The 11,920-nt window shown below is 54.9% G+C and carries 10 protein-coding genes and 1 tRNA gene; 7 read left to right on the top strand and 4 right to left on the bottom strand.

The features are described 5' to 3' along the window. Positions 1 to 58 precede the first annotated feature (58 nt). The 4 genes from HGAS_RS01970 to HGAS_RS01955 all read left to right on the top strand — a co-directional run bounded on the left by HGAS_RS01970 (position 59) and on the right by HGAS_RS01955 (position 2,634). On the top strand, positions 59 to 604 hold the full coding sequence (locus HGAS_RS01970; RefSeq protein WP_233993666.1) for a DUF2505 domain-containing protein: 546 nt from the start codon (positions 59 to 61) through the stop codon (positions 602 to 604). Between the two features lie 63 nt (positions 605 to 667). Then, positions 668 to 1,132, top strand: a complete 465-nt coding sequence (locus tag HGAS_RS01965) for an OsmC family protein (protein ID WP_019126255.1) — start codon at positions 668 to 670, stop codon at positions 1,130 to 1,132. A 96-nt stretch (positions 1,133 to 1,228) separates the two neighbouring features. Then, positions 1,229 to 2,032: a thymidylate synthase gene (locus HGAS_RS01960; RefSeq protein ID WP_019126254.1), complete on the top strand. Its 804-nt coding sequence runs from the start codon at positions 1,229 to 1,231 to the stop codon at positions 2,030 to 2,032. A 38-nt stretch (positions 2,033 to 2,070) separates the two neighbouring features. Beyond that, positions 2,071 to 2,634 carry a dihydrofolate reductase gene (locus HGAS_RS01955; RefSeq protein ID WP_034233708.1) on the top strand — a complete coding sequence of 188 codons (564 nt, stop codon included), beginning with the start codon at positions 2,071 to 2,073 and terminating at the stop codon, positions 2,632 to 2,634. On the opposite strand, the gene HGAS_RS01950 is transcribed toward HGAS_RS01955, so the two are convergent. Next, positions 2,587 to 3,792, bottom strand: a complete 1,206-nt coding sequence (locus HGAS_RS01950) for a DNA recombination protein RmuC (RefSeq protein WP_034233706.1) — start codon at positions 3,790 to 3,792, stop codon at positions 2,587 to 2,589. The genes HGAS_RS01955 and HGAS_RS01950 overlap by 48 nt on opposite strands. Before the next feature lie 209 nt (positions 3,793 to 4,001). Here HGAS_RS01950 and HGAS_RS01945 point away from each other — a divergent pair. After that, positions 4,002 to 4,075, top strand: a tRNA-Met gene (locus HGAS_RS01945). Between the two features lie 118 nt (positions 4,076 to 4,193). Here the strand turns inward: HGAS_RS01945 and HGAS_RS01940 are convergent. After that, complete coding sequence (locus HGAS_RS01940; RefSeq protein WP_019126251.1) at positions 4,194 to 5,228, bottom strand: hypothetical protein; 1,035 nt, start codon at positions 5,226 to 5,228, stop codon at positions 4,194 to 4,196. 27 nt (positions 5,229 to 5,255) lie between these two features. Further along, the gene (locus tag HGAS_RS01935) at positions 5,256 to 6,281 is read right to left on the bottom strand and encodes a DUF11 domain-containing protein (RefSeq protein WP_019126250.1); all 1,026 of its coding nucleotides are present in this window, start codon (positions 6,279 to 6,281) and stop codon (positions 5,256 to 5,258) included. 382 nt (positions 6,282 to 6,663) lie between these two features. On the opposite strand from HGAS_RS01935, the gene HGAS_RS01930 reads away from it, so the two are divergent. Further along, positions 6,664 to 7,368, top strand: coding sequence for a hypothetical protein (locus HGAS_RS01930; protein ID WP_019126249.1), 705 nt, complete (start codon positions 6,664 to 6,666; stop codon positions 7,366 to 7,368). Between the two features lie 156 nt (positions 7,369 to 7,524). Here HGAS_RS01930 and valS read toward each other — a convergent pair whose 3' ends face one another. Next, on the bottom strand, positions 7,525 to 10,284 hold the full coding sequence (gene valS / locus HGAS_RS01925) for a valine--tRNA ligase (RefSeq protein ID WP_019126248.1): 2,760 nt from the start codon (positions 10,282 to 10,284) through the stop codon (positions 7,525 to 7,527). A 196-nt stretch (positions 10,285 to 10,480) separates the two neighbouring features. Between valS and HGAS_RS01920 the strand changes: the two genes are divergently transcribed. Continuing rightward, the gene (locus HGAS_RS01920; RefSeq protein ID WP_019126247.1) at positions 10,481 to 11,839 is read left to right on the top strand and encodes a M20/M25/M40 family metallo-hydrolase; all 1,359 of its coding nucleotides are present in this window, start codon (positions 10,481 to 10,483) and stop codon (positions 11,837 to 11,839) included. Positions 11,840 to 11,920 lie beyond the last annotated feature (81 nt).

The following is an 11,920-nucleotide window of genomic DNA, read 5'->3' as shown; positions in this document are numbered from 1 at the left end:
TGAGAATCATCGGACGGCGAGGATACAATCACAGCGATGGTGTTTGCCTTCTTCTTAGGTGAACTTCAAGAAACTCGAAGATAGGATCGGCATGCAGTTCAATGGGGATGCACAGTATCAATGCTCACCTGAGGCATTCGTCGAAATCAGTACAACTCCAGGCTTTGTCACTGAAAGAATCGGGCCTCTTTTGAAGGACCCGATCATTGAGAATCCTCAGCAACGGGCCGTGAGCGCGTGGGGCTGCGTCAACCCCGAGGTGGTCCCTGCGAAGGTGCGAAGTCTTGTCGCCGATAAGGCACGTGTTGAATACGACGAAGTATGGACTCAGGTAGCACCGGGTGAGTTTCGAGCAAAGTGCACACTTGCCGTTAAAGGACTACCGGTTTCTGCTGAATTTACCCAGACCGTGACAGCTGTCAGTGGGGATGTGAATCAATGTCAGTGGCATGTGGATGGCGACTACCATGTGCTTATTCCGCTTATTGGGCGAAGCGTTGAAAACACCGTTTCTGAGCGTCTTGCTCAGGCTTTTGAGCGGGATCGACGCATCGTGAATAACTGGCTGATCGCTCATGCGGGCGAGTACCCAATTGCACAGTAGCTGTGGAATAAATATTTGTGATTATTGGTTGCACTGGAACAACAACAACACGAAGGACAGATCATGGCAGAAGAAATCGAAGAAACTACTCAATCTGTGCCAGCGACCTCGGGCCCCTCAAACCCCTTGTACCTAGAACGTACCGGGGTCCGTCAGTACGTTGCGCGTAATGCCCGAGGCGCTGAGGTCTTGGTAGGGGATGGTCCGGGACGCTTTAGCCCCGGGGATCTTCTCAAGCTCGCGCTCGCAGGATGTAATGCGATGTCCTCTGATGCGCGTTTTGCTGCGGTTCTGGGTGACGATTTTGCTCAGATTGCCGGAGTTTCAGCCGAGTACGACGAGGCCGAAGACCGCTTCACTTCGATGGAAATCGAGCTCCTTCAGGATCTCTCAGCGCTCAGTGAGGAAGAAACTGCTTCGCTTCTTCGACGTGCCGAGGCCGCAATCGAGCGTCGCTGCACTATCGCACATACGATTTCTCACCCGGTCCCGCACACTCTGCACATTGCTTCGGAGCGGGTTCGCTAATTCTGAGAGTCGGTCGGCTTTTCGTCGGTGCCTACCACTAGGCTTGTAGGTACCGACGAAAAGAGTGACCTTTGGGACAGTTGGAAAGGAACAGCAGTGAACCAGATTGATCGACAGTACGAGGATCTGCTGGCGAAGATCATGCGCGAGGGAACCGAAAAGTCTGATCGCACCGGCACGGGTACTCGTTCGCTTTTTGGTGCCCAGCTGCGTTATGACCTTTCAAAGGGATTCCCACTGATCACGACCAAGCGTGTCCACATGAAGTCGATCATCGGCGAGCTTTTGTGGTTCTTGAGTGGTGATTCCAATGTTCGCTGGCTTCAAGAAAACGGCGTGCGGATTTGGAACGAATGGGCCGATGAAAATGGTGATCTCGGGCCGGTTTATGGTGTCCAGTGGCGGCGCTGGAATGCTGGTGATGGGCGTGAAATCGACCAGATTTCCCAAGTTTTGGAGACTTTGAAGACCAATCCTGACTCTCGCCGAATGATTGTGTCTGCGTGGAATGTCGGAGACTTGCCGAAGATGGCTCTGGAACCGTGTCACGCATTCTTCCAGCTGTATGTTGCTGATGGCCGTCTCTCGCTTCAGCTCTACCAGCGCAGTGCAGATATGTTCCTTGGCGTTCCTTTCAATATCGCCTCCTACTCGCTGCTCACTCATATGTTTGCCCAACAAGCTGGCCTTGAGGTGGGAGACTTTATCTGGACTGGCGGCGACTGTCACATCTATTCCAACCACGTGGAGCAGGTTACTGAGCAACTCTCGCGTGAACCCTACCCCTTCCCAACTTTGAAGCTCCGTAAGGCTGATTCGATGTTCTCTTACGGCTTTGATGATGTCGAGATCGTCGGTTATGAGCATCATCCGACGATCAAGGCGCAGGTGGCCGTGTGAGTGTCGTGGAGGCAACATCCTTCGCATCGAATCCTTTTATGGAGACGGTAACAGGGGGAAAAGTCCCCGTTGCTTCGATTTGGGCCCAGGCAGAAGATGGTTTTTTAGGCTCCGGTAAAGACTTACTCTGGCGGGTTCCCGACGACTTTGCTCACTTTAAATCAGCGACTATGAATAGCCCGATCATAATGGGGCGTTCATCGTGGGATGCTTTGGGTCGCCCTCTTCCAGGACGGACGTCGATTGTTGTGACTCGCGACCCTAGCTTGGTTATTGACGGCGCTGAAGTCGTCCATTCGATTGACGAGGCCTTACTGTGCGGGCAAAAAGATGCTGCCTTGCGTGGAAGCGAACGCGTGTGGGTGACAGGTGGTGCGCAGATCTATAGCCTGGCTATGGATGTTGTTGATGAGCTTGTTGTTTCTGTGCTCGAGTTGAAGGAAGAAGCGCAGGCGCGTGTTGGCTCTTGTACCAGTGGCGTGTACGCCCCTGAGATCGATCCTTCCACCTGGAAATTAGATACCGAGGCCAGCGATGCCCAGTGGCGCGGTCCTTCAGGAGATGCCCTCCGTTGGCGTATCCAAGTTTTCCGTCGGATCTAGGCGACTAGGCTTCTCAGGGCTTTTCCCCGCTTGGCTTCTCTCGAATAGATCATCGTCCAAAGAGCGTGCTTCTACTTTGACTGTATCGAGCGGTCTGGATTCAGTACTCAATCCCGATAATTTCCGTGCGCTGACCAGAGCGCGAGACTCGAAGGACGCTAGGAAGGAATTCCACGACTGAGAGGCGTTATTGAGCGCACTGCTCACTTTTGTCGCATGTTTTCCTAGTGTTTGAAGGCGTTCGTAGAGTTCTTGAGAAAGTTGGATAATCTCATTGGCTTGTGAGGACAAGTTTTCCTGACGCCATGTGAAAGATACCGTTCGAAGAATTGCCCACATTGAGGTGGGGGATGCAAGGACGACATTCATTTCAAGTGCATCATGCATGAGAGATGGATCGTAGCGTAGTGCGGCGGACAGGATTGACTCTGCGGGTATGAACGCAATGACGTAGTCGGCAGAGTAGGGGAGTTCCTTCCAATATTCTTTTTTGGCCAGTTCGGTCACGTGTCTGCGAAGGGACTGGGCATGGGTGAGCATGAGTTCTTCGTAAGACTCCGTGGGCTTTGCTGAAGAATCCGAATCGCTCTTGTCCTGTTCTTCTTCCCGGCCCTGTGCATCGAGGAAAGCGCTAAGGGGGACCTTTGAGTCAATGGGGATGCATTTGTCTTCTGGCAGAAGGATTAACATATCTGGGCGTTTAGTGCGCTGGGCGAGCGAGACCTGGGTGTTGAAGTGCACGTGCTCAAGTAGCCCTGCAGATTCAACTAAGGAACGTAATTGAGCTTCACCCCACGTACCGCGCAGAGGTGAGTGCGATAAAGTTCGAGATAGCTCATCAGCGGATTGACGGAGACGCTCTTCTGAAATGCGGGTCAATTGAAGCTGTTGCCCCAGTGCTGCTAGTTGTGCCGCATGTTGGCGTTCAAGTGAGGTCACCGAAGTCTGCAGGAGCCTCATTCCTTCGTTGATGGGCATAAGGCTTTGCATCAGGCGTTGATGATTGATGGACTCATGTTGGAATGCTTGGTTTTGTGAATCAGTGAGGTGGGATTGGATATCGCGTTGTTCATCGAGTCGGGCGCGTAATTCTGTTACCTGTGTCTGTGCGCTAACGAGCTTTTCAGATAGGTCGAGGCGCGTCTGTGTCTGTCCCATTCTTTTACCGAGTACCCACGATGCGCTGCACAGTAAGAGGCATAAAACGATTGTGAAGAAGCTCGAAGAAGTCATGCCCGCATATTAGGTGGTGGCACCCTCAGTTCCATCCAGTTTTGAAGTGTCTGTAGGAAAGAGCGCATGACTCATCTCACCCCTGCTCGATTTGTGTCATTTGGCTAATAGAGGGTACCTTTTATAGGTACCGACGCGGGGTGGAGCAGTTCGGTAGCTCGCCGGGCTCATAACCCGGAGGTCGCAGGTTCAAATCCTGTCCCCGCTACTGACGACCCGGTCTCATCAGAGACCGGGTCTTTTGTGTCTCCATATCGCTCGCGCCTAGCAGACAAACACTGAGGTCTACGCTTCATGCGTAGACCTCAGTGTGATGTAGGAGAGCGTTAGCCGAGCTTGCGCTTACGCGACGCGTAAACACCTGCAGAGCCGGTAAGCAGTGCTGCTCCCGCAAAGAGTGCCAAAGGAGCGCCTGTACGTGCCAGCGGTGTCTTCGGAGTAGGAGAAGAGGTGCTGGGAGTTGGCGTGGTCGTGCTGGCGCTCGGGGATGGCGTCGTCGAAGTGGTCGACGGGCTAGGCGAAGGTGTCGTCGTCGAGGTGCTCGGAGACGGCGTCGGCGTAGTCGTCGAGGGCGTCGGTGAAGGAGTGGGAGTCTCGCAGACCTCGGTCTCGACGATCGGCTCGTACTGAGCGTTTGCAGCCTTAGGGGCAACTGTGATGTTTGCGGTCCACATGTCGACCGAAGACTTTCCGTTCTCAGACTTGAAGTTGGAGATGATCGCGTTGTTCGAAATCTCTTCTCCTGCACCCTTTTCGTTCACACGGCCCAGAACGTAGAGCGTACCGTAGTCGAGGTAGGCAAGTTCACCCGTCCCAGTGTTCCACATTGCACCGCAGTAATTGTAGGAACCAAAGGTATTGGAGCTTTCACAGGGGAACTTCAACTCGCCAGAATAATCCGGATTTGGATCGAAGCTTTGCCCGTAGCGCACCCACAGGTGGTCAGTCGGTGCGACGGTGTAGAAGTCCGTCGTGCACCTTCGTGTCCACGAGTTCTGGTAGGTAATCTGCTTGGGAAGGCTGTCGAAAACATTAATGTTATTGACAACGCCTCGACCACGGTTCAAAACGTTGATGCGATAGACAACGTAGTCGCCCACGTTGAATTCACCGATCGGACCATCCGCAGTCGAATCCAAAGCAACGGGAAGACCGTTTGCATCAAAGACTGGTTTTCCGTTCTCCATCTTGACGTGCGCAGCATCCTTCATGACGATGAGATCAGCACCATCGTTAGGAGCGGCATCTGCTTGATGATGTGAGGCCGAAGCGCCCACGATTCCCAGTGCAACGCTTGCGCTTACGAAGGTGGCAAGAAGTGTGCGGCGGCGCTTTGCGCGACGTGCCGTCAGGTGTGACATAGAGGTCCTTTTCCTTGGCGAGCGGAATCAGTCGAACTTTCGCCTGCGTGAGGCAAAAACAAATCCCGAAGCTGCGGTCATGAGTGTTGCTCCCCCAATGAGAGCCAAAGGCACACCGGTACGTGCAAGCAATGGCTTGTGTGATTGTGATGGCTTAGGAGCAGGGGAAATAGGTGAAGTTGTCTCGGTCGTTGCCGAGGGAGAAGGAGTGGTTGAGCTTGTCGAGGGAGAAGGCTGCGTTGTACTCGCCGAAGGAGAAGGTGAGGTTGTTGAAGGCGACGGAGTCGGTTCAGGTGCGCAGGGGGATGGATCGATGATCGGTTCAACCTGAGCATCAGCAGCCAAGGGCGCGACCGTAATGTTGGCAGTCCAAGACTTAACTGGCGTCTGCGCATTCGGATCGGAAAGATCGCCAATTGTCGCAGTATTGGACACTGTCGTTCCAGCGGCCTTCTTATTCACGCGCCCCAGAATATGCAGCGTGGAGTAGCCCATGTAGTCGAGTCCGTTATCGCTCGACCATTCTCCTGTGCAGTGATCAAAGGATTCCTTGCTGGTAATCCCGCCACCCGTACAGGGGAAAGTGACGCTTTGTTCTGCAGGGGAAGCGGGTGTTCCATCTTCGCGAACCCACAGGTGGTCTATAGGCGCAACTAACATCATTTGGCAGCGGCTGACCCAGGAATTCTGGTAGGTAATACCTTCGGGAAGCTGATCCTGAACCTTGAAGTGAGCCAGCGTTCCTTGGCCGCGGTTGAGAATATTGACGCGATAGAGAACATAGTCGCCAACGTTGAAGTCGCTGATCGGGGCGTCTGCAGTGGAATCGAGGGCAATAGGAAGACCGTTACTTCCATAGGCAGGTTGTGCGCCCGACATCTGAACATGGGCGGCATCCTTTAAAAGGATGAGATCGCTGCCGTAGCTGTCAGCTTGTGCGCGAAGTCGGGTAGACGAAACACCGAGGAAACCACATGCAATTGCTGCACTTAATAGCGCAGTAAAAATGACTCTGCGGCGGCGATGCTGCCGTGTGAAGGACAAGAATGCCATCGATGATTCCTTTAGTGCGTTCTGCTGTCAATATACCTGTCAACTGTACCGGTTTTTTGGCGCATAGTTCAAGAAAATTGTTAGGGGCTGTGGCCGATCGCTCATCCTGTTCTTTTCACTGTTATGGGGGGCTAAGAGTGTGGTGATTGGAATCTGTATCTGCTTGCGATGCTGTTGTTTAAACGTCAGATTATCGTCTGATGTCTCACATCTGGCGTGGAAATTTTCTTCTAGCAAAGATGCTTTGACCTGCTGAAATACGCGAATTGAAGGCTAATTTAGGTTGCTATGGTTGTCGTTGTGGTTGCAACAAGTTAGAAAAACAGCCATATAGCATGTGGATGTTGAACTGACACCAGAAAAGGAAAATATAGGAAATAGTGTGAGCGTCTCGTACACGACAGAAACCCTCCCATCAATTGTTGGTCAGGTTGTGCCAACGAAATCTGAATCTATGAAGTATCGCATTAAAGGCGCCGATTACTATATCGACTGTAAAGATGATTGCCCGATCCCAACGACAGTTGACCGTATCGTCATCAATAAAGGTTCTAGGGCGTGGGCCGGATTGTTTTTTGCATTCTCGGTCTTGATGTTTTCAGCTTTTGTCACCTCTGCTTTCCGAGGCGAGTCATCGCTTCTTCTTACCGTGGCAACTGTCGCAACTGTCGTATTTGCCTTCGTAGGTATCCATTTTCTACCTCGGAAGAACTTCATCAGCCGTGATGGTTTTGAAATCGGTGGCTTTTTAAGTACGAAGCACTTTCCTTGGCCGACTTCTCGAACCAGTTTCTTCGTACATGATTCTCGAACTGCTAGTCGTCTGTCCGCTAGTTCGCGACAGGTGCAGACGCTCAGCGTCACGCTGATCAGTGATGCGGGGAAACAGATTCCTTTGGGGATTAGCTTCACGGGCCCAAATACTCATGAACTTGAACGCCAGGCGGTGATCCAGTGTTCACGTATCTGGGACTGGGGTGTTGCTCGAGGTTTCACCGCAGGCTCAGGTGACTATGTTGCGCTTAATGGCCTTGGAAAACAGCAGGTACTTCGAATGAGGCAAGAAGACCGTTACGGCCTTCGTTAGGGATTGTCCATTTACGTGTGTAATGAGGACTCGGAGCGTAGCAACTCTTATCCGTTGGGATATACAAAACGCGCGGGGAATTGAACGCTTCCCCTCCCTCTGAAAATAAGGGTGTGGGCCCGGCAGTCGCCGGGCCCACACCCTTATACCTAGGACTTAGTCCTTCTTCTTAGCCGGGGCTTCGCCCAACTCGAAGGAAGCAACACGGATGGTACCTTCATCTTCGCTAGAGTCTGCCGAGGCCTCGAAATGAGCAGGTCCCTGAATCTTCGTTGCTGCCGCAAGGTCTTCCAGAACATCCTCAAGCAGGGGAATGGTCTGCTCAGGAGCAGACACCGTCACTTCGAGGAATGGGGTCCTGGGGGAAACCTTTGCTTCGGACTTCACGCGGCGCAGGACCACCAGTGCCTCAGAGGCAACACCCAACAACACGCTGGAAGCATCTTCGATAGCGCCTTCAACGGTTCCATCCGGAGTGACCTCGAGGTCGGAAGCAGTCGGCCATGCAGCCTGGTGGACGCTACCTTCGCGATACCAGCTCCACACCTCTTCGGTAACGAAGGGCAGGTAGGGAGCAAGCAAGCGAACGAAGGTATCGATGGCAATCGCCAGCGCTGCGCGGGCAGAAGCAGAAGCCTGATCGCTCCACTTGCCCTCGCGGTTGTAGGCGCGTTCCTTGACCAGCTCCAAGTAGTCGTCACAGAAAGTCCAGAAGAAGGACTCGGTGACTTCCAGTGCACGAGCATGCTCGTAATTTTCCAGAGCTGTGGTCGCAGAAGAGACAACCTCGCGCAAAGCCGCGAGCATTGAGCGATCCAGGGGCTGGACGACATGCGTGATGTCCAGATCCAGATCTGCGTCCCCGCCCATTGTGAGTGCGAACTTCGAAGCGTTGAGTACCTTGATGGCCAGGCGGCGGCCAATCTTCATCTGCGATTCATCAAAAGCAGCATCCAAGCCCAGTCGAGCTGAAGCCGCCCAGTAACGCACAGCGTCCGAGCCGAACTTCTCGAGCAAGCCCATGGGGGTCACAACATTGCCCTTAGACTTCGACATCTTCTTGTGATCCGAATCCAAGATCCATCCGGAAAGACCAGCGTGTGCCCAGGGGAGTGCACCAAATTCCAGATCGGCGCGGACAACCGTTGAGAACAGCCAGGTGCGGATGATGTCCTGACCCTGCGGACGCAAGTCCATCGGGTAGGTACGAGAGAACAGGTCCTCATCCTCAAGCCAACCGCAGGCAATCTGCGGGGAGAGAGACGAAGTCGCCCAGGTATCCATGATGTCGAGTTCGCCCACGAAACCGCCGGCAACTCCGCGCTGATCCTCGGTGTAACCCGGAGCAGTATCCGACGAAGGATCGACAGGAAGCTGATCTTCACTGGGAGTGATGATCTGTGTGTAATCGACTTCGCCATTGTCATCAACGCGGTACCACAGGGGGAAGGGGACGCCGAAGAAACGCTGACGGGAAACCAGCCAGTCGTTGTTAAGGCCGCGCACCCAGTTCTCGTAGCGCACGCGCATGAAATCAGGGTGGAACTCCAGTTCCTTACCGCGCTCGATGAGTTCCTCGTTCAGGTCCTTGCCAGTTGCAGGATTGACCCACGGCTTGCCACCATTGCGGATGTACCACTGACGCGAAGTGACGATCTCCAGGGGCTTGTCGCCCTTTTCGAAGAAGTTCGTCTGGCGCATCGTCTTCTGAGGTTCGCCGCGCATCTCGCCGCTGGCCTCGAGGCGCGCCACCAGGGCCTCGCGAGCAGAGAAGGTCGTCTTCCCCGCAAGCTCAGCGAAGGCCTCGCGACCCTCATCGGTGGTAATCCACTCGGGGGTTTCGGTCTGCAGGCGGCCGTCCTTGCGCAAAACTGTGCGCAGCGGAAGATTCAGGTCGCGCCACCAATCGATATCGGTCGTGTCACCGAAAGTACAGCACATGGCAATACCGGCACCCTTGTCCATCTCCGCCTCGGGGTGAGGAAGAACAGGGACCTCAACACCGAAAACGGGGGAGGCGACTGTGGTGCCAAACAGAGGCTTGTAGCGCTCGTCGTCGGGGTGAGCGATCAAAGCTACGCACGCGGGAAGGAGTTCGGGACGAGTCGTCTCAATGCAGACATCAACACCGTTCTCAACTGGCGCACCGGCTGCAGCGGCCTCGGCAGCGCGCGCGGGGTCGGTGATGTGGAAGGCGAGGCGGTGGTAGAAGCCCGGGTATTCGCGGCTCTCAAGCTCGGCCTGAGCAACTGCGGTCTGGAAGGTGACGTCCCACAGGCCAGGAGCCTCGGCCTGGTAGGCCTCGCCGCGCTCGAGATTGCGCAGGAATGCAGCCTGGGCGACCTTGCGGGCACGAGTACCGATGGTCTGGTAGTTCTGAGTCCAGTCAACCGACAGACCCAGGTGGCGCCACAGATCTTCGAAGTGCTTCTCATCTTCAACGGTCAGGCGCTCGCACAGTTCCACGAAATTACGACGCGAGATCGGCACCTGATCTCGAGCCTTGATGGACTTGCCTTCGCCTCCAACATGAGGGGGCTCAAAGTTTGGATCATAGGGGAGGGTCGCATCGACGCGAACCCCGAAGTAGTTCTGCACGCGGCGCTCGGTGGGCAGGCCATTGTCGTCCCAGCCCATAGGGTAAAAGACCGACTTACCCTGCATTCGCTGGAAACGTGCGACGACATCGGTGTGCGTGTACGAGAACACGTGGCCGACGTGAAGCGAACCCGAAACCGTGGGCGGGGGAGTGTCGATCGAGTAGACCTCTTGGCGGGGGCGGCTTCGATCAAAACGGTAAGTTCCCTGATCTTCCCAACGCTGGTTCCACTGTGCTTCGAGGCCTTCAGTGGCGACCTTGTCCGGCACCTGGGGTGCGGGCAGCGAGGTTGGTTCGGCCTGGCGCTGAGCGCTCATACGTATTCTCCATCCGAGTCGTGGACTTATTACCGTCCAAGCCTACTTTTCTCGGCCATATCGGTCCAGTGCGCACACCGGGGGCGCCGACTCCTTGCTGCTGTAGCATCCGCTCTCTTCGTGATCTGCAAATGCGCCAGTAGTCATGCTGAGTAGTCTTAAAGCAAGAGAAATGACCTTATGACAAGGAGAATCGATGAATACGCCCGCGCACCACGACATCGGTGAGGAAACTATCGATCTCCTCCAACGCCTCATCGCACTTGGTTCCGTCAATGACCTCACCCCAGATTCGGGACAGGAAATCAAGGCTGCCAATCTTTTTGAAGACTACTTTGCCGGCCTTCCCGTAAGTCTTGAACGCATCGAACCTCACCCCGGGCGTACAACTTTGGTTGTTACCTTGCACGGCACCGATCCTTCAGCGCAGCCCCTGACTTTCCTTGGACACACCGATGTTGTCCCCGTTGATGAGAAGCACTGGACCCATCCGCCCTTTGCAGGTGAGATCAGTGAGGGAAGTATTTGGGGACGAGGAAGCGTCGATATGCTTCACTTGACCGCTGCGATGGCAGTTGTCACCCGACGCCTTGCCGAAGAAGTTTCCCGAGGTGGGGCTCGCCCCGCGGGAACCCTGACCTTCGTTGCCGCTGCGGACGAAGAGGCACGAGGCGGACTCGGGGTTCCGTGGATTGGTGAACACCGCGCGGATGCTTTCCCCTGGGAAGCCCAGCTCTCTGAGATGGGAGGCGCTCATATTCGCGGCGCTCGCGGCGGAGACAGTGTTGTTGTCATTGTCGGCGAGAAGGGGGCTGCTCAGCGTCGCCTTCATGTGCGCGGAGATGCTGGACACGGCTCGATTCCTTTGGGACGCGTAAGTGCAGTCGAAATGCTCGCTCAGGTTTCGCGAGCCCTGTCGCAGGCGCAGTGGCCACAGGCAAGTGACGAGATTTGGGCTGGATTTGTCCGCGCATTTGAATTTGATTCAGAACTTGAAGAATCTTTGATTAGCGGTACCTATCGCGGAGACTATGGTGAATTCGGTGACCTTGCGGCATATGCCCACGCAGTCTCGCATATGACCGTTGCACAAACGGTTGTCCGCGCTGGTGGTCCTATTAACGTTCTCCCTTCCTCCGGGGAGCTGGAACTGGATATCCGTACCCTTCCCGGGCAAAGCGATGACGATGTTGATCGCGCGATCACCGAGGCTTTGGGAGAGCTCGCTGAGCACGTGACGATCGAGCGCCTGTTGAGCGAGCGGGCCACGGCCTCGTCAATTGAGACGAAACTCTATCGAACAATCGAAGAAGTTCTTCGTGAAGCGCACCCCGGCGCAGTCGTGGTCCCCATCCTCTTCCCGGGAGGGTCAGACCTCAGGGTCGGCAGGCGCAAGGGGGGAGGGGGCTACGGTTTTGGATCATGTGCTTCCGGGGCGACGCTCGGCGAGGTTTATTCGCAACTTCATGCGCACGACGAACATATGCCCATTGAAGACGTTGCCTCGACCGCGCGTGAGCTAGAACGCCTCGTTCGCCTCTATATTGGCGAATAATTCCAGCACGTTTGGGGAATTTCTGCGCATTGGCTCCTGCCCAGTGAATGTGAGATTTGCTGTTACAAACGACCAGTACGT

The sequence above is a fragment of the Actinomyces sp. ph3 genome, assembly GCF_000308055.1.
Classification (GTDB): domain Bacteria; phylum Actinomycetota; class Actinomycetes; order Actinomycetales; family Actinomycetaceae; genus Pauljensenia.
This window is presented reverse-complemented; position numbering and strand designations above follow the sequence as displayed.